The organism is Streptomyces sp. NPDC088147, assembly GCF_044741565.1.
Classification (GTDB): domain Bacteria; phylum Actinomycetota; class Actinomycetes; order Streptomycetales; family Streptomycetaceae; genus Streptomyces.
Map to the genome: position 1 here is coordinate 210,528 of NZ_JBIUSY010000001.1, position 24,090 is coordinate 234,617.

The following is a 24,090-nucleotide window of genomic DNA, read 5'->3' on the forward strand; positions in this document are numbered from 1 at the left end:
CCGGCGCGCTCCGCGTCACGCGGTGCACGCACTGTGCCGTACGACGGAGGCGGCGTTCACCCTGCGCGCGACGGACCAGCCGCCCGCCCGGCACGGAAACGTCCGCCTCCTGCCGGCCGGTGGTCAGCGGGGTGCGCCGGCGTCCGGGGCCGTGGTGTCGGCGCAGGTGTCGGCCGGGCTCTTGTCCTTGGCGAGAAAGATGGTCTGCGCCATCATCCGGTACCCGGACATTTCCTCGCGCAGGGTCTCGATGGACTCCTCCGGGTGCACCGAGTCGATCACCGCGTTCGGGCCCACCGCGTTGAACTGGTGCGACACCCCTCGCGGTATCTGCATGTCCACCCAGGAGTTCGGCGGCACGATCACGTTGTGCCGGTCCCGGTGCACCCCGGCGGGCGTACCGGGCAGCGCGTCGGTGAAGGTGGCCAGCGGCCCGGTCCAACTCGGCGGCGCGGGGCGCACGGTGAGGGGCGACAGGCTCGAGACCCGGATCGTGGTCTCCGGGCCGGTCATCATCCGTACGAACCGCAGCCCGGTGTGCAGATGCATGCGCGAGCAGAGGTCGCGTTCCGCGGTGTCGTAGAAGTCCATCAGATAGCGGTCGGCGAAGAAGCCCTCGAAGGGCGGTTCCAGCATGAACACATGGCCCTCTTCGAACTCCTGCGCCTGCTTGAGCGCGTCGGCCGGGGTGGGCTGCTCCCGCTCCCCGCGGTGTGCCTCCCGGACCAGACCGGCGAGGCCGTCGACCACGGCCAGCGCGACGTCCGGCGGCAGTCGCAGCACCGGGGTCAGCCGGTTGCGGCCGGGGTCCTGGTGCCGCCGGACGTCGAGGATCTCGTCCTCGTGGTCGGGCGACCGCTTCATGCGGCCGGTCGTCTCGGTGTCTCGGGTCATCCCGTCGCTCCAGTGAGTTCGTTCGATGCGGAATCCGGCTGCCCTGCCCACAGGACGCCACCCAGATCATGTCGCCCGGCGCGCAGCACCGAACAGCCGGTGGTCAGGAATCCGCCCCGGCGCAGCCGGGCCAGGCGCGTCCAGCGATCGGCGCTGCCGTCCTCGGCGGAACCGTCCAGGAAGGACATCAGGAGGCCCAGCGGCCAGGCGGGGTCGTCGGCCGCGGGACCGTGCGGGAGTACGAGCAGCGAGCCGTCTCCGAAACGGGCCTCGGTGCCCAGCGGAATGGGCGGCCCCTCGAACCCGTGGCGGGCGGCCACCTCCGCGGCGAGTTCGCCGTGCACCGCCAGGGGCCATTCGGTGAGCAGTGTCCGCCGCCACCGGGCCTTGGCCGGGGACAGCTCCGGGTCGTCCGCGCTCTGCCAGTGCTCCCGCAGGAAGTCGAAGGCGCCGAAGACGGCTTCGCCGCCCGCTCGTGGGCGTTCCCCGGCCCGAGCGGCCAGCGCGCGCAGGCCGGGATGCCCGGCCCCCGAGCGCAGCAGGGAGTGCGCGGTGGCCGCGGCGTAGTCCAGCAGCCGTTCGTACCGGGCGGGGGCCAGCCGGCGCGCGGTGAGGGCCCGGCTCATCGCCTTGCGCCGGGGTTTGCCGGTGGACGTCGCCAGGAATCCGCCGAACTGGATCGCGGCCGGCCGCAGCGGCGTCCGCTCGTACAGTGCGCGTACGGCGGAGACCGGCTGTTCCGTGGCGATCAGTCCGATGTCCTGGCCGAGCGTGGGTTCCCCCACCGCGACCGCCGCGAAGCGGCCGGACAGGCCGGCCCGGCGCCAGCCGTGTTCGAGGTCGAGCGGGTAGTGCTTCTCCCCGCCCCGGTTGATGCGCTCACCGGCGCGCCCGCGCAGCACCAGCAGGCCGTCGCGGAGTTCGCCGAGGTCGCCGGTGCGCAGCCAGCCGTCGTCGGTGACCGTGGCGGCGGTCGCGCGGCCGTCCTGCCAGTAACCGGTCATGAGATCCGGCGTTCTGATCCACACCTCGCCTGCTTCCAGGCGCAGTTCGGTGTCCGGCAGCGGCGCCCCGACCGGCGGCACATGGTCCAGGTACTGCTCGCGGAAGCCCGCGTCGTCGAGCCGGGGCATGGTGAAGCTGAAGTTGACCGCCTCGGTCAGGCCGTAGCCCTGCCGCAGGCGTGGGCCGTACATTCGGTGGAAGCGGCGGGCGAAATCGCTGTTCAGCGGGGCGGCCGCGGTGATCAGGTACTCCAGGCCGTCCGGCCAGTCGGGACCGGTCTCCAGCAGGTCCGCCAGCAGGGCGGGCACGATGGACGCGGTCCTGGCCCCCGTGGCGCTCAGCGCGGCGAAGTAGGCGGCCGGGTCGAAGCCGGCCTGAAGGGTCAGCGGCGCGCCGGTGAGATGGGTGCCGAGCAGGGACATGACCAGCGCGTTGCAGTGGTACAGCGGAAGGCAGGTCCCGTGCGGACGGTCCGGTGTCAGTCCGTGCAGTGCCGCGGTCTTGGCCGCGTTTCCCAGTACCGCCCGCCGGCTGAGCATGACTCCCTTCTGGGGGCCGGTGGAGCCCGAGGTGAACATGATGAACGCGAGGCCGTCCGGGGCCGCGTCGGCGTCGGTGTCGGGCAGGCTGGTGCGGTGCAGCCCGTGGACGTCCACCAGGGCCTTCGCGGACACGCGTTCCGCGATGGCCGCCACCGCCCGGTCGGTGGAACGCGGGTGCAGCGGGACCGCGACGAGTTCGAGGTCGAAGCAGGTGAGCAGCGTGTCGGCGAGTTCGCGTCCGTTGGGCAGCCGGATCACCACCCGTGCGCCCACGGGCAGTTCGGCGAGGGCACCGGGACCGGTACGGGTCAACGCAGCCTCCTCAGCAGGTCGCGGAGCGGGACTCCGACGTCGTCCACGTGCTGCGGCTGCATCACCCGGTGGTGGGCCGCGGAGGCGTGAGCGACGGTCAGGTCGCCCCCGGTGTGGGGCCGCCAGAGTTCGTGGTGGGGTACGCGGCGCGGCGCGCCCGCCGCCTCGATGTAGGTGGTGTCCCCCGGGTGGCGCGGTGGCCGGTAGGCCCGTGTGAGCCTGTCGTTGTGGCGCGACACCGTGATGAGACGCCTGATGTCGTCCTGGGTGAACCGGGCGAACAGGCTCCCCTCGCGGCGCAGCAGTGACGCGACGGTGCCGAAGTCGAGGTCCGTCGCCGCGAAGCGTTCGTCGTCGAGACCGGCGGCCGTCAGCAGCACCCGGAAGACGCGCTGGTCGTCGATGGGCTGTTCCGGTCCGGCGGCGTCGCCGGCGACGGTGTCCACCAGGAACAGCGCTCCGGCCGGTTCGCCCCGTTCGTGCAGTCGGACGGCCATCGCGTGCGCCACCAGTCCGCCGAACGACCAGCCGACCAGGTGGTACGGGCCGCTGGGGCGGACCGCGCGCAGCAGGCCCACGTACCGCTCGGCCATCTCTTCGATGGAATCGGGCAGATCGGCCACTCCCCCGGGGCCCTCGGCCTGGATGCCGTATACCGGGTGGTCCCGGTCGATGTGCCGCAGCAGCCCCGAGTACAGCCAGCTGATCCCGCTGAGCGGGTGCACGCAGAACACCGGCGCGGCCGTGCCGCCGGTGCGGAACGGCACCAGGTGCCCGGGGGCGCGGTCCGGCGACGCGCGGTCCAGGAGGCGGCTCAACGCGGCGGGGGTGGCCGCCTCGAAGACGTTCCGGATCGTCGGTTCCAGGCCGAGCACGGTCCGTACCCGGTCGGTCAGCCGCGCCGCCAGGAGCGAATGCCCGCCCAGTTCGAAGAAGTTGTCACCGGGGCCGACGCGGGGCAGGCCGAGCACCTCGGCGAAGAGTTCGCCCATCAGGTGCTCGCGCAGGTTCTCCGGCGGGGGCACGTCGTCCTCGCCCCCGGGCGCCCAGTCCGGTTCGGGCAGCCGGTCGCGCAGCAGTTTTCCGTTGGCGCTCAGCGGAAGCCGGTCCAGCGCCAGCAGGCGGGCGGGCACCATGTAGTCCGGCAGGTGCCGGGCCAGGTGCGCGCCCACCGAGGACAGGTCGGCGTCGGCGGGTACGACGTATCCGACCAGCCGGCGGTCGTCGGCGTTCCGGTCGTGCACGGCCACCGCGGCCGCGTCGACGTCCTCGTGGCGGGCCAGTACGGCCTCGATCTCACCGAGCTCGACGCGATGACCGCGGATCTTCACCTGGTCGTCGGTCCGGCCGTGGAAGAGCAGCACCTCGCCCGTGGTCCACGACGCGAGATCGCCGGTGCGGTACATCCGGTGCCCCGCGGGGCCGAAGGGGTCCGGGACGAATCGGGTCGCGGTCAGCGCCGGCCGGTGCAGGTAGCCCGTGGCCACGCCCGCGCCGGCCACGTACAGTTCGCCGGTCACGCCCGGAGGTACCGGCCGCAGTCTGGCGTCGAGCACGTAGCACCGGGTGTTCCACAGCGGACGTCCGAGGGGCACCGTGGCGGTCGTCACGCGGCCGACCGGGTGGGCGGTGGACCAGACCGTGGTCTCGGTCGGGCCGTAACAGGCCAGCAGTGATGCCGTGAGGCCGGTCAGTTCCGCGGCCAGCGGCGCGGGTACCGCTTCGCCGCCGATGACCGCGCGGATGTGGCGCAGCCGGTCAGGCCGCCGGGTCACCAGGGCCTGCCACAGCGACGGGGTCGCCTGCATCACGGTGACCCGGTGCCGGTCGAGCAGCGCGGACAGCTCGTCGGGTTCCCGCAGCGTGTCCTGGCCGGCGAGCACCATCGCCGCTCCGGTGACCAGCGGGAGGTACAGCTCGGGCTTGGACATGTCGAAGCCCGCGGGTGCGGCGGCCAGTACGCGGTCGGCCGCACCGACCGCCAGCCGCTCGCGCAGGGCGAGCACCAGGTTCACCAGCGCGCTGTGAGGCACGACGACGCCCTTCGGCCGCCCGGTCGAACCCGAGGTGTAGGTCACGTACGCCGTGCCCTCCGGCACGAGCGCCGGCTGCCCGGCGCCGGCGGTGACCGTGAGCCCGCCGTCATCGCGTACCACCAGCACGGGGCGGGCGTCCGCCAGGAGTGCCGCGATCCGCCGCGGTGGCAGTGCGGGGTCGAGGGGCATGGAGGCGGCGCCGGTCGACTGGACCGCGAGAAGGGCGGCGGGGAGGTCGGGGCCGCGCCGCAGCTCCAGTGCGACGAGGCTGCCGGGGCCGGCCCCGCGGGCGCTGAGCTCGGCCGCGAGGCGGTCCGCCCGCTCGGACAGCTCCCGGTAGGTGAGCACGGTCTCCCCGTGGTGGACGGCCGGTGCGTCGGGGGCGCGGAGCGCCTGTGCCGCGAACAGTTCGGCCACCGTGGCCCCGGGCACGTCGTGGTCGGTGGCGTTCCAGCGCCCGATCAGCTGCTCCCGCTCACCGGCGACGAGGAGCGGCAGGTCGGAGATCAGACGGTGCGGTTCCGCCGCGACCGCGCGCAGCAGCCGTTCCAGCCGGGCGAGCAGCAGACGGGCGGAGGCGGGGGCGAACAGTTCGGTGTCGTACTCCAGCAGGCATTCGACTCCGGCTTCCGCCCCGTTGTCCTCATGGCGCTGGCGCAGGCTCCACAGCAGGTCCATGCGTGAGGCGCCGCCGTGGACGGCCACCGGCTCGGCCCGCAGCCCCGGCAGGTCGAACTCCACGGGCGGCGTGTCCTGGAAGGCCAGCATCACCTGGAACACGGGGTGGCTGGAGAGCGAGCGCGGCGGATTGACCGCCTCGACCACCTGCTCGAACGGCAGTTCCTGGTGGGCGAAGGCGTCGAGATCGGTGGTGCGGACCCGCTCCAGCAGTTCGGTGAACGTCGGGCCGCCGCTGAGGTCGGTGCGCAGCACCACGGTGTTGACGAAGCAGCCGACGGTGTCGTGCAGCGACGCGTCGTGCCGTCCGGCCACCGGGGTGCCGAGGGGGATGTCCTCCCCGGCACCGAGCCGTGACAGCAGTACCGCGACCGCGGCGTGCACCACCATGAACAGGCTGGTCCCGGTGGACCGTGCGAGCCGGTTCAGCCGCGTGTGCAGTCCGGCGTCGAGGGTGAGGTCGACGGTCTCGCCGCGGTGGGCGGACACCGGCGGTCTCGCGTGATCGGTCGGCAGCGGCAGTACCTCGGGGGCACCGCGCAGCGTTTCCGTCCAGTACGCGATCTCGGCGCGGCGGTCGAGATCGCGCTGCCAGAGGGCGTAGTCCGCGTACTGCACGGGCCGGCTCGTCCACGACGGGGCCCGGTCCGTGAGGCGCGCGCGGTAGGCGGTGGACAGGTCGCGGGCCAGTGGGGCCAGTGACCAGCCGTCCGCGGCGATGTGGTGCAGCAGGATCAGCAGCACATGCCGCTCGGGGGCGGTCTCGCAGAGCAGGACCCGGACGGGGAGTTCGGTGCCGAGGCCGAAGACGTGGGCGGACGCGTCGGCGAGCAGGCCGGGCAGCTCGGCCTCCGAGGTGGCCACCGCCTCGAACGGCAGCTCCTCGGCGGTGCGGATGTGCTGGCAGGGCTCGCCGTCGAGTTCGGTGACGGTGGTGCGCAGGCTCTCGTGCCGGTCGAGTACGTCGACGAGGGCCGCGCGAAGGTGCCGCGCGGACAGCGGCCCGCTCAGCCGGACCGCGAAGGACATGTTGTAGACCGAGTTGGGGCCGGAGAGACGGCTGAAGAACCACAGTCGCCGCTGCGCGGCGGAGAGCGGGACGCGGTCCGGGCGGGCGGACGCGGCGATCCCGGCCCGCGGTGCGCCGGACCGCTCCGGCAGGCGCACCGCCAGGTCGGCGACGACCGGGGCGTCGAACAGGGTGCGGATGCTCAGCTCGCAGCCGAGTTCCGCACGCAGCCGGTTGATCAGCCGGGTGGCCAGCAGCGAATGCCCGCCCAGATCGAAGAAGCTGTCCTCCGCGCCGACCTCGGGGACCCCCAGGATCTCGGCGAACAGCGCGCACAGGAGCCGTTCCCTCTCGTTCTCCGGCGGGCGGCTCACCGGCAGTGTGGACTCCGGTCCCGGCAGGGCCCGTCGGTCCAGCTTGCCGTTGCCGGTGAGCGGTATCCCGTCGACCGGCAGGATGAAGGCGGGGACCATGTGCGCGGGCAGGACCGTCCGGGCGTACGCGCGCAGCTCGGCCGCCGAAGGATCCCCGCTCGTCACGACGTACGCCAGCAGCCGGCCGCCATCGGCGAGCACCGCGGCGCGGTCCACGGCGGGATGCCGTTCGAGGACCCGCTCGATCTCCCCGGGCTCGACCCGGTAGCCGCGGATCTTCACCTGCTGGTCCATCCGTCCCAGGTACTCCAGCGTGCCGTCGGGCCGGCGCCGCGCGAGGTCCCCGGAGCGGTACATCCGGTCGCCGGGCGCGCCGAAGGGATGGGCGACGAAACGACTCGCGGTGAGTCCGGGCCGTCCCAGGTACCCCCGCGTCACGCCGGGGCCGGACACGTGGATCTCACCGGGGCAGCCCGGTGGGACGGGCCGCAGGGCGTGGTCCAGCAGGTGCAGTCGCACATCGGGCAGCGCGGTGCCGACGGTCCCCGCGGTCTCGTCGGGGTCGGTCAGCTCGGCGTAGGTCGAGTGCACGGTGGTCTCGGTGATCCCGTACATGTTGACGAGCGTCGGCCGGCCGGGGCCGTGCCAGGAGCGGATGCGCGTCGGTTCCAGCTCCTCACCGGCGAACACGACGACGCGCAGCGCGGGCAGAGCCGGTGCCGTCTCCGCCTCGGCCCGCACGAGCTGGTAGAACGCCGACGGGGTCTGGCTCAGCGCGGTGACCCGCTCCCGGGCGAGCAGTTCCAGGAGTTCCCGCGGTGATCTGGCGATGTCGTCCGGCACCACCACCAGGCGCCCCCCGCGGCCCAGCGCCGTCCACAGTTCCCAGACCGACACGTCGAAGGCGTAGGAGTGGAACAGCGTGTGCACGTCGTCGTCACCGAAACCGAACCGGCTGTCGGTCACCGCGAGCAGCCGCCCGACGTTGTGGTGCGACACGACGACGCCCTTGGGGGCGCCGGTGGAGCCCGAGGTGTAGATCACGTAGGCGACGCCGCGGGGGTCCAGGGGCAGGCGGAGGTCGTCCGCCGGGTACGCGGCGGCCGGATCGGTGCCGTCGAGCACGATCTGCGGACGGGGCGACGCGATCCGCGCGCTCGTCACGACGAGCACGGGGTCGGCGTCCGTCAGCGTCTGCCGCACCCGTTCCTCGGGATGGGCAGGGTCCAGGGGCAGATAACCGGCCCCCGACTTCAGCACGGCCAGCACCGCGACCACGAGATCCGCGGACCGTCCCAGCACCAGGGCCACCAGGCGTTCCGGTCCGGCGCCGCGCGCGATCAGGAGCCGTGCGAGGCGGTTCGCCCGCGCGTTGAGTTCCCCGTAGGACAGGGTGGTGTCCCCGCAGGTGAGAGCCGGGGCCTCCGGCCGTCGGCGCACCTGTGCCTCGAACAGCGCGGGAAGCGCGACCGGGGCGGGGTCCGCTCCGGTGTCCGCCGGAGTCTCCCGCTCGTCGGGCAGCAGCAGGTCGAGCTGCCCCAGGAGCGCCTCCGGGTGCGCGGTGATCCGGCGCAGCAGTACGCCGAGGCGGTCGAGCAGCCGGCGGGCGCCCTCCTCGTCGAGCAGGTCGGCGCTGTGGTCGAGGCGGAACCGCAGGCGGTCGCCGGGCATGGCGATCAGGGTGAGCGGGTAGTGCGTGCCGTCCCGCCCCTGGACGTCCCGGAGGTCCAGGCCGGGTACGAGATCACGCAGTTCGTTCTCGTCGACCGGGTAGTTCTCGAACACCACGACGGTGTCGAACAGTTCGGCGTGCCCCGCGATCGACCGCAGCCGCGTCAGGTCGGCGTGCTGGTGGTCCAGCATGGACAGCTGCTGGGCCCGCAGGCCGGCGAGGGACTCGGTGACCGACCGGTGCGGGTCGAGGCGGACCCGTACGGGGATGGTGTTGATCAGCAGGCCGACGATGTGCTCGGAACCGGGCAGCTCCGCCGGTCTGCCGGAGACCGTCGCGCCGAACACCACGTCGTCCCGTCCGGTCAGGGCGCCGAGCAGCACCGCCCACGCCAGTTGTACGACGACGTTGGTGGTCAGCCCGTGCTGTCGTGCCACGGCGCCGACACGTGCGCTCGTGGCGTCGTCCAGCTCGGCGGTCAGCCGGTGGCGGGCCGCGGCCGAACCGCGCCGCCCGGCTCCACCGACCAGTGTCGGACCGTCCACGGAGGACAGCAGCGCGCGCCAGGCGGCCTCGTCCGCGCGGGAGTCCCGGGTGGACAGCCAGTCGAGGAAGTCGCGGTACGGCGTCGCGGGCGGGAGCGTGCGGCCGGCGTAGAGCGAGAACAGCTCCCTGATCAGGATCGGCATCGACCAGCCGTCCAGCAGGAGGTGGTGCGTGGTCAGTACGAAGGTGTGCCGCTCGTCGGCCCGGTGCTGCACGGCCCCGCGGACCAGTGGAGGGTCGGCGAGGTCGAACCGCCTTCTGCGGTCGGTGTCGAGGAAGCGTTCGAGGTCCTCGTGCGCGGGTATCTCCTGCCATTCCACGGTGGAGTCCGGGACGACCACCTGGACGGGACGTCCCGACGGGCTGTGCCGGACGCCGGCGGAGAGCTGGGGATGGCGCAGCAGCAGACGGTGGAGTGCGTCGCGCAGCAGCGCGCGGTCCAGCGCTCCGCCGAGTTCGAAGACGAACTGGACGAGGTAGGGGTCGGCGCCGTCGTGGTCGTAGAGCGAGTGGAACAGCAGTCCCTGCGCCAGCGGGGGCAGCGGCAGTTCGCCGGTCGTCCGGGCGCGGCCCCGGTGCGCCAGCGCCGCCAGCACGTCGGACCACTGCCGCGCGAGCGCGGCGACCCGGGCCTCGTCGAGCAGTCCGTCCGGCCAGGACCAGTTCGCGACCAGCCGGGGGCCGTCGGGGTGGTCGGCGATCACCACGTCCAGTTCCACGGGGTGGCTCATCGCCAACCCGCCGCCGGTGGGGGCACCGACGACCGTGGCGTCGGCGCCGGCCGTGGCGTCGGCTCTCACCGCCCAGTCGCCGCCACCGCCGACGTCGAAACGGCCGAGGTAGTTGAAGGCGAACTGCGGGGACGGCCGGGCGGCCAGCGCCGGTGCGCTCTGCGGGTTGAGGTGGCGCAGCAGACCGTAGGCCAGTCCGGCGCGCGGGGCGTCCCGTACACAGGCCCTGACCATGGCCACCGCACCGTCGAGTGCGGCCGGATGGGTCCGCGCGTCGGCCCAGGAGCAGCCCGGGTCGAGCACCACGGGGAACAGGGTGGTGAACCAGCCGACGGTACGGGACAGGTCCAGGCCGGCGGCGAACTCCTCGCGGCCGTGGCCCTCCAGGTCCACCAGCAGCGCGTCCGGTCCGTCCCGCCAGTCGGCGGCGGCCAGGGCGAACGCGGTCAGCAGCAGTTCGTGCACCGAGCAGTCGAAGGCCGCGGTGGTGTCGGTCACCAGGCGCGCGGTGAGCGTGCCGGGCAGGGTGACGGAGTGCCGGCGCCTGGTGTCCTCGGTGTCCACCGCGCCGTCCAGCGCGCGGTCGGCGACGGGGGGATCGTCGGGCGTCTCCCGCCACCGGGGGAACGCGTCGAGCACGGAGGTGTGGTGGGCGTACTGGGCCAGTGCCCGCGCCCACTGGGGGAAGGAGGTTCCCGTCGGTTGCAGCAGCGGTGTCCGCCCGTGCCGGACGGCTTCCCAAGCGGCCCGGAGGTCTTCCCGGATGATGCGCCAGGAGACGCCGTCGACACCGAGGTGGTGTGCGGTGAGGGTCAGCTCGCCCGGTTCCGCCGGTCCGGCGTCCCGCCAGCTCGCGTGCACCATCCGCCCGTCCTCCGGGGTGAGTGCCGTATCCGGCCGGTTCAGTTCGACCGCGACGTGGGGCAGCACCTCCAGGGCCCACAGTCCGCCCACCGTGGTGAGGGAGAGCCGCAGCATGCCGTGGTGGTCGACGAGGGCCTGCACCACCGCGCGCATCCGCGCCTCGGTCATACCCGCCGGGGTGCTCACGGTCAGGGACTGCACGAAGCCGTCGACCGGGCCGCCGCGTTCGCGCAGCCAGTGCATGATGGGCGTCAGCGGGACGGTGGGATCGTCCGTGTCGCCCGGTGTGACCCGGGGTACGGGTTCCGGCCCGGCCTGGATGCCACCCGCGAGGGCGGAGACGGTGGGCGTGCGGAACACGTCGGGAGTGCTGATGGCCAGACCGGCCCGCTGCGCCGCGCCGGCGAGCTGGATCGCCTTGATGCTGTCGCCGCCGAGCCGGAAGAAGTCCTGGTCGAGCGGGACGCTCTCCAGGCCGAGGATCTCGCCGAACAGCTCGGCCAGCCGGTGTTCCACAGGGGTGCGAGGAGCTTCGGCGGCCTCCGTGCTCCCGGTGTCCGGAGCGGGCAGCGCGGTACGGTCGAGCTTGCCGTTGCGGGTCAGCGGCAGCCGGTCCACCCGCACCACGGCCGAGGGGGCCATGTACGGGGGCAGCCGACCCGCCACGCCGCCGAGCAGTGCCGCCGTGTCGCCCGAGGCCGCCACGTAGGAGACCAGCCGCCGTACCCCCGGCCGGTCCTCGCGCAGGATGGTCGCGGCCTGCCGCACACCGGGCTCGGCCAGCAGCGCGGCGTCGATCTCGCCGAGTTCGATCCGGAAGCCGCGGAGTTTGATCTGTCCGTCGGCGCGTCCGGCGAACTCCAGCCGTCCGTCGCGGTTCCAGCGGGCCAGGTCGCCCGTGCGGTAGACGCGGGCGCCGGGCGGGCCGTACGGGTCGGCCACGAAACGCTCGGCGGTCGCCGCCGCGCGTCCGAGATAGCCGCGTGCGACCCCGGCGCCCCCGAGGTACAACTCGCCCACCACGCCGGGCGGTACGGGCCGCAGCGCGTCGTCGAGCAGCAGTACCCGCTTGCCGTCCAACGGTGCGCCGATGGGAACCGTACCGGTGTCCTCGGGCATGTCCTCGACGGTGAACCTGGTCGCGAAGACCGTGGTCTCGGTGGGTCCGTACCCGTTGACCACGGTCAGTTCCGGCAGCGCGGACCGCACGGCGCGCACCGCCGCGGGCGACACCACGTCGCCGCCGGTCCAGATCTGGCGCAGTCCGGCCAGGCAGGCGGGGTCCTCGGTGGCGATGGCGTTGAACAGCCCGGCGGTCAGCCACAGTCCGGTGATGCCGGCGGCGGCCGTGATCCGGGACAGTGCGGCGGGGTCCAGCCGGCCCGGCGGGGCCACGATCACCTCGCCACCGGTCAGCAGTGGCACCCACAGTTCCAGGTTGAACGCGTCGAAGGCGTGCGGGGAGTGCAGCAGCACCCGGTCCGCGCCGCCTTCGGACCACCACCGGTCGGCGGCGAGCCCGGCGAGATCGCCCTGGGTGATCGCGACGCCCTTGGGCCGTCCCGTGGAGCCGGACGTGAACATGACGGACGCCGTCGTGTCCGGCGTGACCCGTGGCCGCGCGTCCCCGGTACCTGACGCGCGTACGTCGAGCCGGCGCACACCGCGGTCGGCGGCCGACGCGACGATCCGGTCCTCCGCGGTCGTGTGGTCGGTGAGCAGCAGCCGGGCTCCGGCGTCGGACAGGACCGTCTCCTGCCGGGCGAGCGCGTCGTCGCGTTGCAGGGGCACGTAGGCCGCGCCGGCCTTCACCACGCCGAGCGCCGCGACGACCAGGTCCACCGATCGTTCCAGCAGCAGCGCGACGGTGTGCTCAGGGCCCACGCCGGCCTCGGCGATCGCGGCGGCCAGCGCCGAACCACGCAGGTCCAGTTCGCGGTAGGTCAGCCGCTCGCCGGTCTCGGCCGACCGCACCGCGAACGCGTCGGGCGAGCGGCGCACCTGTGCGGCGAACCGCCCGGCGGCCGTGCCGGTGGACACGGACGGCGTACGGTCGCCCGCGCCCAGGGCCGCGCTGTGCCGGCGTTCCCTCGCGGTGGTCGCGGCGATCCGGGCCACGGGTGTGTTCCTGTCCGCCCCGGCCACCTGCCACAGCACGTGCAGGAAGCGGTCGGCGACATCACGCAGCAACTCCTCGCCGTGATTGGCGGGATTGGCGTCGAAGTCCAGGCGCAGTCCTCCGTCGCCCCGGTCGTAGGCGACGATCGAGAGGTCCTCAGACGGCGGTGCCTGGAGGTTGTGGACGCTCGCCGTCGTCGGGCCGAACCGCAGCGGCCGGTCGAACCGCTGGATGTTGAGAACGGGCCCGAAGAACTTCCGGCCGTCCTCGGGACAGCCCAGCTCCCGGCGCAGATGCTCACCCCGGTAACGCTGGTGACGGAGTGTCAGCCGCAGTTCGCCGGCGACCTGGGCGATCAGTCCGCCGACGGTGTCCGCCGGATCGGTGTGCAATCGCAGCGGGAGGACGTTGGCGGACATCGCGGGCACGGTACGGGCGAGTTCGGCCGGGCGGCCGGCGACCGGGAGGCTCAGTACGACGTCTCGGCTCCCGGTCACCGCGTGCAGGTGGATCGCGGTCACGGCGGTGAGCAGCCGGGTCCAGCGGTGCCCGAGTCGTCGCGCGCCGGCGCGCAACCCGGTGAACTCCTCCGCCGACAACAGTCTGGTCAGCCGCAGTGAACGGTCCGCGGCCGGGGCCGGATGGGTACCGAGGCTCAGGAAGTCCGGCCGTCCGGCCAGCCGGTCCAGCCACCAGTCCCGGTCCGCGGTGTGTTCGGCGGCTTCCCGGTAGGCGGCCTCGGCGTGCACGAGGCGACCAAGGCCGCTCCAGCCGCTCCCGGGAACAGCGCGCCCCTCGTACAGACAGGTGTAGACGTCGGCGACGCGTTCGGCGAACAGCGCCATGCCCGCGCCGTCGAGAGCGATGTGGTGGACGCGGTGGAACACCAGCGTGCGGTCGTCGGTGACGCGCAGTACGGCCCCCTGGAACAACGGGCCGTCGTCGCTGCCCCCGGCCGCGTCCATGCTCGCCCGCATCCACTCCACGGCCGCGGTCTCCCGGTCGGACGCCGCCCGGAGGTCGATCACTTCGACGTGGTGCGTTGGGGCCGAGAGAAGCCGTTGCCGGGGCGAAGCGGCCGTTGATCCGCTGATGCGGACATTGATCGCCTCGCAGTCCGCCGCGGCTCTACCGACCGCGGCGGCCAGGAGGCCGGCGTCGGCGGTCCCGTCCAGGACGAGATACTCCGCCCACTGGTAGGCGCCTGGCCGGCCGAGTCCGGCGCGCTCTGCGAGCCAGACCCCCAGCTGGGCATCGGAAAGTTGCAGTTCAGGGCCGTTTTTGGGCATGAGACGAACATCCCCATCGGTCATGCTGGTTTGGGTGACGGCGACTGCCGTCGGACGCGGCCGGATTGATCTCGGGAGTCGACCACTCCATAGAAACAGCAGGCCATGAAACAGTAAAGTACGGGTAATATGATCCATCTCACGATTAGTTGAGGACGCGTCAGAAAACCTGGCGCGCAAAGCGCGGAGACGCGAAGAGCGTTTCCTGGACCCGGATTTCCCACAGGGGATCAGAGGTGTCCGGTCGGCCGAAACGGTCCGGCTGTCGAGATAAAGACCCCGCATGGCCTGATCGCCACCCCGGGCCTGGCGGGATCCGGCGTGCGGTGCGGCAGAACGCCGACAGGGCCACCGGCCGGCGTCCGGTCCGAATTGATCGCCCACTGTGCCGAAGCGCGCGGCTGTCTGCCGCCGACAGAATTCACAGAAGCGCTGTGCGGCCGATGCGATAGAATTTCTTTGGAACCCACAGAAGACTTCAGGCAGAAGACTTTGCGCAACCCAAGGGAACTTTATGCCGCTCTTCACCATCACGATGCGTTCCGGGAGAACGGTGGCGGAGAAGAACGCGATATCCGCCGCCATCCATGAAGCGAGTGTCAGCGCCGGTTACCCCGAGGACGATCACTTCCAGAGATTCGTCTCTCTGGAGGAAGCCGACCTTCGTATCAGCCCTCGCTACCCCGATCTGCCCGCGCCTCGCGGCGAGCACGTGCTGATGATCGAGGCCGTGCTCTCGTCAGGGACCGAGAAGGAGAGGAAGCGCTTGCTCCTCTCCGCGATCGTGACTCACCTTCAGGCGGCGGGAACCGACCCGAACGACGTCATGGTCTTCTTCGGCGAGTTCGACCGTGCCAACAGTTCCTTCGGCGGCGGCCGTTTCGCCCTGCCTGTCGGCGTGCGGCCGAAAAAGTAGGACCCACCGCCGGAAATGCGTGAGCGCTCAACCGACGCCGTGGAGGAATGAGGTCACCACGAGGTCCGCGGCCGGGCCCGGTTCGATGTCGACGAACACATGGGCCATGTTGTCGACCAGGGTGCCCAGCAGCGCCATCGCCCATCCGGGAGGCAGATCCTGCCGGATCAGCCCCTCGTCGGCCGCTCGCCGCAGGAACACCGCCAGCCGTTCGCGCTGTCCCTCGGCTCGCCGTTCGGCCTCGGGCTCCTCCTTCATCATCCGGCGAATGTCCAGCGGCCAGCGCCGGCTGACCGGGATGATCAACTCGACGTACCGGTGCAGCGCGACCGCCACCGGTGCTCCGGTCAGGCGTGCCGCGTCGAGGACCACCTCGGAGGCGTCGAGCTTGGCCGCGTAGACGGCGGACAGAAGCGCCTCCCTGTTCGCGAACCGGCGGTAGACCGTGCGCCGGTCGACGCCCGCCTCCGCGGCGATCGCGGCCATGGTCGTTGCCGGGTCCTGTGCGAGCAGCCGCGCCCCCGTGTGCAGGACCGCGTCCAGGTTGCGAGCCGCGTCGGCTCTCATGTCAGCGAGCACCTTCCGTCGTTCCAGGACGCCTCGGACGCGCCGTCTGGAAGCGCGTCTATGAGGACCAGTCCGTGGTCAACCAGCCTCCACCCCACTATAGGGCACACGAAAATCACGCCTCTTGCCTTAACTGTCACACCGACGTAGCGTTTAAAGCGAAAGGGGCACCTGGCCTCCCCCACCACAGAAGCGACGCGCACTCCGGACCAGAGAGAAGACAGCGGCATGATCGTGCACGACCAGCTCTACATCGGCGGTGTCTGGACCGACCCGAGTGACACCACCCGGCTCGATATCCGCTCCCCCCACGACCGGTCGCTCGTCGGCCGGTCCGTCCAGGCCCTCCCGGCCGACGTCGACCACGCGGTCGCGGCGGCGCGACGGGCGTTCGACGAGGGCCCCTGGGGACGGACGACCCCGCGGCGGCGTCAGGACCTGATCGTCCGCCTCAACCAGCTCCGCGAGGCGCGCGGTGATGAGATCGCCGCGCTGATCACCAGCGAGCGCGGCAATCCGCTGTGGTTCAACAAGGCGGGCCAGGGCGGACTGACACGGCAGGCCCTCGGCTACCTCAAAGGCGCCCGCGAGTTCGGCTGGGAGGAGGAGCTCGACTCCTCCGTTCCCGACGCCGCCTTCCGCAGCGTCGTACGACGCGAGGCCATCGGGGTCGTCGCCGCCGTCATTCCGTGGAACTCACCGTTCTCGGCGGCGCTGGCGAAGCTGATCCCCGCGCTGCTCGCCGGCAACACCGTGGTCCTGAAGGCCTCGCCCGAGAATTCCCTGAGCATGATGCTGCTGGCCGGCCTCTTCGACGAACTGGGGCTGCCCGAGGGCGTGGTGAGCATCCTGCCGGCCGACCGCGAGACCAGCGAGCACCTGGTGGCGCACCCCGGCGTCGACAAGGTGGCGTTCACCGGCTCCACCGGCGCCGGGCGCGCCATCGCCGCCGTCGCCGGCCGGCAGCTCAAGCGCGTCAGCCTGGAACTGGGCGGGAAGTCCGCGGCGATCATCCTGCCCGACGCGAACCTGGACGAGGCCGTGCCCGCGTTGCGGTTCTCCTCGCTCGGAAACAACGGCGAGGCGTGCATCGCACAGACCCGGGTGCTGGCGCCGCGCAGCCGCTACGAGGAGGTGGTGACCGCTCTCAAGGACCTGCTGGAGGGTCTGAAGGTCGGCGACCCGTCCGAGGAGGACACCTTCATCGGTCCGCTCGTCCGCGCCGAACAGCAGGAGCGTGTGCGCTCCTACATCCGGCTCGGCGTCGAGGAAGGCGCCCGCCTGGTCACCGGCGGACCCGAGTCCCCGGCCGGTCTGGAACGGGGCAACTACGTCAAGCCGACCCTGTTCGCCGACGTCGACAACGGTATGCGGATCGCGCGCGAGGAGATCTTCGGTCCCGTCCTGGTGGTGATCCCCTTCGAGGACGAGGACGACGCCGTCCGCATCGCGAACGACTCCGAGTACGGCCTCAGCGGCGGCGTGTGGACGGCCGACGTGGAGCGCGGCCTCGGGATCGCCCGCCGGATCCGCACCGGCACCTTCACGGTCAACGGCGCGCCCATCGGCTTCGACGGCCCGTTCGGCGGCTACAAGACCAGCGGCACCGGACGCGAGTACGGAGCGGTCGGCCTGGCCGAGTACGTCGAGCACAAGACGATCACGGTCCCGGCGAGCGGCACGATGAGAACCTCTTGACGCGACATGACGCGCAGCGCACCGTCCGCCGGGCCTATGCGCTGCGCATGGCCGCCGCCGTGCGCGACGCGTCGTAGTCCGCCGGCACGCCCTCCAGGAAGACCAGTTCGCCGGGGATGTGGTCGGCGCGCAGCGGCAGGATCTCCTGGTAGGCGGGGGACGCGTACCAGTCGTGGGCGTGCGCCATGTCGGGGAACCCGACCACGACCAGGTCGCCGAGCCGCTCCCCCTCCATCCACTCGCCGGGCTTGCCGTGCGAGAGGAAGCACCCGCCGTACGGCTCGAAGGTGCCCTGCACGCGCTCGATGTACTCCAGCACGTCGGGGTGCACCGGCGGCGTGGGACGCAGGACGGCTATGGCGTAGGCGGTCATGGACGAGCCCTCCTCGGGATCCGGTGGATACGGGGTGATCCTGCCGGAGCCCGGGGAGGGCGTCGATTACCTGTCCGGTAAAGCCGCGCGGCTCAGATCGTCGCCGTGTCGATCACGAAGCGGTAGCGCACGTCGGAGGCGAGCACCCGCTCGTACGCCTCGTTGATCTGGCTCGCCTCGATCAGCTCGATCTCGGCACCGAGGCCGTGCTCGGCACAGAAGTCGAGCATCTCCTGGGTCTCGGCGATCCCGCCGATCGCCGAACCGGCGAGGGTCTTGTTGCCGCCGATCAGGGAGAACAGGTTCAGGGCGACGGGCTCCTCGGGGGCGCCGACGTTCACCAGGGCGCCGCCCGTCTTCAGCAGGCTCAGGTACGCGCCGAAGTCCAGGGGCGCCGACACCGTGGAGAGGATGATGTCGAAGGCACCGGCCAGGTTCTCGAAGGTGGCCGGGTCGCTGGTGGCGTAGTAGTGGTCGGCGCCCAGCTTCAGGCCGTCGTCCTTCTTGCGCAGCGACTGGGAGAGGACCGTGACCTCGGCGCCGAGGGCGTGCGCGATCTTGACGCCCATGTGGCCGAGACCGCCCAGGCCGATCACGGCGACCTTCTTGCCGGGGGCGGCGCCCCAGTGCTTGAGCGGGGAGTACGTGGTGATGCCGGCGCAGAGCAGCGGCGCGGCCACGTCCAGGGACAGCCCGTCCGGAATGCGGACGGTGAAGTTCTCGTCGACGACGACCTTCTGTGAGTAGCCGCCGTAGGTGGGCTCGCCGTCGTGGCCGACGCCGTTGTACGTGGCGACGTTGCCGCGCAGGCAGTGCTGCTCCTGTCCGGCCTTGCAGTTCTCGCACTCGCGGCAGGAGTCGACCATGCAGCCGACGCCGACCCGGTCGCCGACCTTGAACTTCGTCACGCCGGAGCCGACCTCGGAGACGACGCCGGCGATCTCGTGACCGGGCACCATCGGGAAGATGGCCTCGCCCCAGCCCTCGCGGGCCTGGTGGATGTCGGAGTGGCAGATGCCGGCGTACTCGATGTCGATCAGAACGTCGGACTCGCCGACCGTACGGCGCTCGATGGTGGTGCGCTCCAGCGGCGCCTTGGCGCTGGGGGCGGCATATGCGGCAACAGTCGTGGTCATGTCCTCCAGGATGCCTCTCCGCGCCCTGTTCACCCAGGTCACCGCTTTGCGTACGTCCAGTGGTCCTACTACTGACGGGGTCAGGCTCCTGGTCGTACGACCGGGAATACTTGAGGGCATGGACGACACTCCCGCCACGGACGACGGACAGACAGCCCTCGCCGACGGTCTCGACCGCCGGGCCGAGCTCAGCGAATTCCTGCGCACCCGGCGGGCCCGGCTCAAGCCGGAAGACGTGGGAATCCCCGCGCACGGGCGGCACAGGCGTGTACCGGGACTGCGGCGCGAGGAGCTGGCACAGCTGGCCGGGGTCTCGGTGGCCTACTACACACGCCTGGAACAGGGCAATGGGCGCAATGTGTCGGCGGAGGTGCTCGACTCGATCGCGCGCGCCCTGCGCCTGACCGACACCGAGCACGCGCACCTCACCCACCTCGCCAAGCCGAAGCAGCAGCGCAGGAAGTACCGGACGCCCAAGCGGCAGCAGGTGCGGGTGGCCCTGCACCAGCTGCTGGAGTCGATGGAGGGCGTGCCCGCGTACATCGGCGGGGCGCGCTCGGAGATCCTCGCCTGGAACCGAATGGCGGCGGCGCTGTTCGGCGACTGGGGCAAGCTGCCGCCCGCGGAGCGCAACTGGGCGCGGCTGACCTTCCTCTCCCCCGACTACCGCGAACTGTTCCTGGACTGGGACTCCAAGGCGTCCGACATGGTCAGCTATCTGCGGCTGTACGCGGGCCAGCACCCCCAGGACCCGGACCTGTCGGCGCTCGTGGGTGAACTCTCCGTCAAGAGCGAGGAGTTCAGGCGGCTGTGGGCCACGCACGACGTGAAGGAGAAGGGCCACGGCACGAAGCGGATGCGGCATCCGCTGGTCGGCGACCTCACCCTCGCGTACGAGACGCTGCACCTCCCCGACGACGACGAACAGTTCCTGTGCGTGTACCACGCGGAGCCGGGTTCCCCTTCGGCGGAGGCCCTGCGCCTCCTCGCGAGCTGGGGTACGGACACGGTCCGGGCGGACAGCCGGACGCCGCACGCCTGAAACCCCGCGGTGCGGTCCCGTGGGAACAGCGGGCCCGGCGGAGTTGGAGCGCGGGTGCCGCTCCGTCGGCCGCTGTCCGGCGGATCTCAGCCGCCGTTCGTGTCCGGCGCGTCCAGGCCGATCTCCGCACCCGGGCCGAGCGGGAGCCCGGCCCCGTAGAAGATCCCCAGGATCGCCAGCCACACCGCCAGGAACGGTACGACGAAGACGGCGAGCCGCGAGATGAGCGTGCCGAGGCGGGCGTCGGGTTCGTAGCGGCGGAGCATGGTGAGCAGCAGGAAGAGGTAGGGGTTCATCGGTGTGATGATGCCGGTGGCCGAGTCGCCGATACGGAACGCGGCCTGGCTGAGCGCCGGACTCATCCCGAGGAGCATGAACGCGGGCACGAAGACCGGCCCGACGAGCGACCAGAGCGCCGATCCCGACACGATGAAGAGGTTGAGGGCGGCGACGAGCAGGACGAACGCGACGATGGCCCAGAACCCCGTCAGCCCCACGGAGTTGAGCAGGGCGGCGGCCTTCACGGCGAGCAGGACACCGACGTTGGACCAGTTGAAGACGGCGATGACCTGGGCAGCGACGAACATCAGGACGACATAGCCCGCCATGTTCCTGACGGAGTCGGACATGGCGGTGACCACGTCCTCCGTGCCGGTCAGCGTCTTGACCGTGACCCCGTAGGTGAGCCCGGCCAGCAGAAACGCGCCGAACAGGACCGGCACGATGCCACTCAGCACCGGCGACGGCACGAATGCCCCGCCCGCACCGCGCAGCGGGGCTCCGGCGGGCAGCCACAGGACGAGGACCACCGCCGCGTAGCCGGCGAGGACGAGCCCGGTCCACAGCAGACCGCGGCGCTGCGCACGGGTGAGGGTCAGGTCCTCCTGCGGGGGTTCGTCACCGGCCGCGGTGTACGGACCGAGGCGCGGCTCCAGCACACGGCTGATGAGGAAGCCGCCGAGCGCGCCGAGCACCAGACTGCTGGAGGCGGTGAAGAAGTAGTTGATGAGCAGGTGGATGTGGAGCGACGCGGCGCCGGGGAGCACCGCCGCCGCCTGCTGGGTGATGCCGACGTACAGGGCATCGAGTGAGCCGATGGTGAATCCGGCGGCGTACCCGGCGCCCACACAGGCGAAACCGCCTATCAGACCGGCGACGGGGTGGCGTCCCGCGCTCTTGAAGACCATGGCCGCGAGCGGCGGTATGACGATATTGGCGACGTCGCTCATGAGATGCGCCTGGCAGGCGATCAGGGCCACGGCGTACGGCAGTACGGAGCGGGGCGCGCGGGCCAGGGTGGCCCGCATCACCGTCTCCAGGAGTCCGGTCTTCTCCGCCAGGCCGACCGCCATGATCATGACCAGTACGGCCGCGATGGGCGGGAAGGTCGCGAAGTTGGGGATCAGGTTCTCCAGCAGCCACGCCACGCCCGCGCCGCTGAGCAGCCCGTTGACGTTCTTGGTCTCGTCCGTGCCGGGCACCGTGACACCCACGTCCGCGAGGGAGAGCACGGTGGAGACGGCCGCCAGGAGCACGAAGAGCGACGCGAAGAGGGCGATGGGGTTGGGGAGAGCGTTGCCCGCGCGTTCGATGGCCGCGAGCACGCGGTCGAGACCGGTGGGGGACTCGGCACGTGACCCGGTACGGGACTCCCGCTCCGGGGCGGGGGTCCCGGTCGTCCCTGTCTTCGTCATCGCTCCCTCCGGTCCGGAGAGGCCGCAGAAGCCGCAGAGGCCGCAGAGGCCGCAGAGGCCGCAGTGGCCGCAGTGGCCCCGGCGACGATGCCCGCGGTGTCCTTGCGCACCCGCCCGTCCTGGACGACGCAGACGATATGCGCGGGGTCGCCCAGCACCCCGATGTCCGCGAGCGGATCGCCGTCGGCGATGACGAGATCGGCGGCGCGCCCGGCGGTCAGCGTGCCCAGCCGGTCGGCCAGGCCGAGGAGTTCGGCGGAGGTGCGGGTGCCGGCGACGATGGCGTCCATGGGGCTCATCCCCAGATCCACCAGATAGCTCAGCTCCATCAGGTTCTGGCCGTGCGGGCCGACGGCGGCGTCGGTGCCCAGCGCGATCCGGGAGCCGCCCGCGATGGCGCGGGAGATGTTCTCCTTGGTCAGGCCCGACCAGCGGACCTTCTTCTCGTAGTGGTACGGCGCCATCGTGTCCTTGTTGATGCCCGCGTACACCGTGGAGAGGGTCGGGACGACGAAGATGTCCCGCTCCCCCGCCATCTCGATGGCCCGGTCGTCCATGTCGTATCCGTGCTCGATGCTGGTGACACCGCCCCGGATCGCGTTGAGGATCCCCGCGTTGCCCTGGGCGTGCGCGGCGACGGGCTTGTTCCCGTGTCGCCGGGCCTCGTCGACGACCGCCCGGATCTCCTCCTCCAGCAGCCCTTCGTCATCGGGCTGGTCATACGGGCTGCCCATACCGCCGGTGGCACAGATCTTCACGAGATCGGCGCCCTCGCGCAGCACACGCCGTACCGCAAGGCGCGACTCGTCCACGGAGTCGGCGAGTTCGGACATCCCGGCGCTGAGGTCGGTCCCGTCCGGCAGACGTACATCGGCGTGTCCTCCCGTATGACTGATGACCCGGACCGCGGTATGCAGCCGCGGGCCGACGACCCGGCCGGTCTCGACAGCGATACGGAAGCCCGCGGAGAGACCCGCCAGATCTCGGGCCGTGGTGATACCCGCGTCGAGGGTCTGACGCAGCCGGGCCGCGGTGTCGAGGGTGACGAGGACCGGGTCGAGTTCACCGCGCCGGCCGGGGTGGGCGCCGTGCGCGTACGCGAGGTGGACATGGCAGTCGAAGAAGCCGGGCAGTACGGTGCGGCCGGCCGCGTCGATGACGGTCGTCCCACCCGCCGCTCCGGGCCCGGATGCTCCGGGGGGCGTGGGAGGCGCCGTCGCGGCGGGGCCCGCGTACGTGAGGGTTCCTCCGGCGTCCGCGATCACGACGGCGTCGGTGACGGGGGCCGCTCCCGTGCCGTCGATGAGGGTGGCGTTCTCGACGCGCAGCGCGGTCCTGGGGGCATCGGGGTTCAGGGGATGCTTCATGAGGAAGAGTGTCGGAAGATCACGTGAATCCCGTGTTACCTTGCAGGCTTCCTCCGTGCCGGACCCTCTGATCGCAGGAAAAGGCCCCCATGGGAATGCAGGTTTCTGCCGCGCGAGAGCCGGAACCCACCGGGCTCCGGCCGCTGGACGAGCTGGACCGGTCCATCGTGCAGGCGCTCCAGATCCATCCGCGGGCGCCCTGGACGCTGGTGGGCGAGGTGCTCGGGGTGAACCCGGTGACGGCCGCCCGGCGGTGGCAGCGGCTGGAGCGGGCCGGGCTGGCGTGGGTGACCGCCTACGGCCGGCTCTCCGATCCGCGGATCGTGGTGACGGGGGTCATCGAGATCGACACCGAGCCCGGCCACGGCGAGGAGGTCGCCGACGCGCTGGGCACCCACCCCGAAGTGGTGAACGTCAAGCTCACGGCGGGCGGCCGGGATCTGGTGGCCACCGTCCAGGCCGGTGGTCTGGAGGAGCTGGCCCGCTTCACCAACGACCTCTTCCGCGCGACGCCGGGCGTGCGGGCGACCCGTACGCACGTGGCCACGGCCGTCCCCACCGAAGGCAGCCGGTGGCGGCTGCGCAGCCTGGACGCGACGCAGCGGTCACGGCTGGAACGGGAGCTGCCGCGCCCCGTCCCCGCAGACAACGCGCGGCACGGCGGGAGCCCACACGGCCGGGGCGCTCACAGCGGTGGCGCTCACGGACTGGACGAGCTGGACACGCGGCTCGCCGAACTCCTCGGCACCGACGGACGGATGTCCGTCCCGGATCTGGCGAAGGCCACCGGTGCCGGGTTCACCACCGTCCGCCGCAGGCTCCAGACCCTGCTCGCCTCCTGGCTGTGGCTCCGCTGCGACCTGGCCAGACCGCTGTCCGGCTGGCCGCTCTCCGCCGTGTACTTCGCGTCCGTACCCGCGCCGCATCTCGACGAGACCGTCCACCTGCTCTCCACGGTCCCGGAGGTACGGTCGTGCTCGATCACCGCGGGCCCGCACAACGTGGTGCTCGACGTCTGGCTGCGCACCCTGGCCGATGTGCACACCTTCGAGGCCCATCTCGCCCAGCGGCTCCCGCGCCTGACCGTCAACGACCGCTCGGTGGTCCTGCGCACCACGAAACACATGGGCCGGCTGCTCGACCGGGACGGGGCGTGCGTGGGCGTCGTCCCCCTGCCCCACTACACGGACGGGGCGCCCCGTACCGCGTGACCGGTTCGCGGGTCG

12 protein-coding genes are annotated in these 24,090 nt (G+C 71.9%); 4 read left to right on the top strand and 8 right to left on the bottom strand.

Annotated elements, in window-relative coordinates:
* Positions 1–123: 123 nt before the first annotated feature.
* The 3 genes from ACIOGX_RS01125 to ACIOGX_RS01135 are packed head-to-tail and all read right to left on the bottom strand — an operon-like array spanning position 124 to position 14,071.
* Entirely contained in the window at positions 124–894 is a 771-nt protein-coding gene (locus tag ACIOGX_RS01125) for a hypothetical protein (protein WP_401909118.1), read from the bottom strand.
* The gene (locus ACIOGX_RS01130; RefSeq protein ID WP_401909121.1) at positions 891–2,753 is read right to left on the bottom strand and encodes a class I adenylate-forming enzyme family protein; all 1,863 of its coding nucleotides are present in this window, start codon (positions 2,751–2,753) and stop codon (positions 891–893) included. Before ACIOGX_RS01130 ends, ACIOGX_RS01125 begins: the two co-directional genes overlap by 4 nt.
* On the bottom strand, positions 2,750–14,071 hold the full coding sequence (locus tag ACIOGX_RS01135; RefSeq protein ID WP_401909124.1) for an amino acid adenylation domain-containing protein: 11,322 nt from the start codon (positions 14,069–14,071) through the stop codon (positions 2,750–2,752). Before ACIOGX_RS01135 ends, ACIOGX_RS01130 begins: the two co-directional genes overlap by 4 nt.
* A 514-nt stretch (positions 14,072–14,585) precedes the next feature.
* On the opposite strand from ACIOGX_RS01135, the gene ACIOGX_RS01140 reads away from it, so the two are divergent.
* Positions 14,586–14,987: a tautomerase family protein gene (locus ACIOGX_RS01140; protein WP_356513095.1), complete on the top strand. Its 402-nt coding sequence runs from the start codon at positions 14,586–14,588 to the stop codon at positions 14,985–14,987.
* 27 nt (positions 14,988–15,014) lie between these two features.
* Here the strand turns inward: ACIOGX_RS01140 and ACIOGX_RS01145 are convergent, their stop codons facing one another.
* Complete coding sequence (locus ACIOGX_RS01145; RefSeq protein WP_356513097.1) at positions 15,015–15,554, bottom strand: helix-turn-helix domain-containing protein; 540 nt, start codon at positions 15,552–15,554, stop codon at positions 15,015–15,017.
* 228 nt (positions 15,555–15,782) lie between these two features.
* On the opposite strand from ACIOGX_RS01145, the gene ACIOGX_RS01150 reads away from it, so the two are divergent.
* The gene (locus ACIOGX_RS01150) at positions 15,783–17,252 is read left to right on the top strand and encodes an aldehyde dehydrogenase (protein ID WP_401909127.1); all 1,470 of its coding nucleotides are present in this window, start codon (positions 15,783–15,785) and stop codon (positions 17,250–17,252) included.
* Between the two features lie 34 nt (positions 17,253–17,286).
* Here ACIOGX_RS01150 and ACIOGX_RS01155 read toward each other — a convergent pair whose 3' ends face one another.
* Both ACIOGX_RS01155 and ACIOGX_RS01160 read right to left on the bottom strand, forming a co-directional pair.
* Positions 17,287–17,625, bottom strand: coding sequence for a DUF1330 domain-containing protein (locus tag ACIOGX_RS01155; RefSeq protein ID WP_356513101.1), 339 nt, complete (start codon positions 17,623–17,625; stop codon positions 17,287–17,289).
* 92 nt (positions 17,626–17,717) lie between these two features.
* The gene (locus ACIOGX_RS01160) at positions 17,718–18,761 is read right to left on the bottom strand and encodes an NAD(P)-dependent alcohol dehydrogenase (RefSeq protein ID WP_356513103.1); all 1,044 of its coding nucleotides are present in this window, start codon (positions 18,759–18,761) and stop codon (positions 17,718–17,720) included.
* A gap of 118 nt (positions 18,762–18,879) precedes the next feature.
* Between ACIOGX_RS01160 and ACIOGX_RS01165 the strand changes: the two genes are divergently transcribed.
* A complete protein-coding gene (locus ACIOGX_RS01165) occupies positions 18,880–19,803 on the top strand; it encodes a helix-turn-helix domain-containing protein (RefSeq protein WP_401909132.1) in 924 nt (307 codons plus the stop codon).
* Between the two features lie 86 nt (positions 19,804–19,889).
* Here ACIOGX_RS01165 and ACIOGX_RS01170 read toward each other — a convergent pair whose 3' ends face one another.
* Together ACIOGX_RS01170 and ACIOGX_RS01175 are read right to left on the bottom strand one after the other, a co-directional pair.
* On the bottom strand, positions 19,890–21,497 hold the full coding sequence (locus tag ACIOGX_RS01170) for an AbgT family transporter (protein ID WP_401909135.1): 1,608 nt from the start codon (positions 21,495–21,497) through the stop codon (positions 19,890–19,892).
* The gene (locus ACIOGX_RS01175) at positions 21,494–22,864 is read right to left on the bottom strand and encodes an amidohydrolase family protein (protein ID WP_401909137.1); all 1,371 of its coding nucleotides are present in this window, start codon (positions 22,862–22,864) and stop codon (positions 21,494–21,496) included. Before ACIOGX_RS01175 ends, ACIOGX_RS01170 begins: the two co-directional genes overlap by 4 nt.
* Positions 22,865–22,953: 89 nt before the next feature.
* Here ACIOGX_RS01175 and ACIOGX_RS01180 point away from each other — a divergent pair, with 89 nt between their 5' ends.
* On the top strand, positions 22,954–24,075 hold the full coding sequence (locus ACIOGX_RS01180; protein WP_356513109.1) for an Lrp/AsnC family transcriptional regulator: 1,122 nt from the start codon (positions 22,954–22,956) through the stop codon (positions 24,073–24,075).
* Positions 24,076–24,090: the final 15 nt, after the last annotated feature.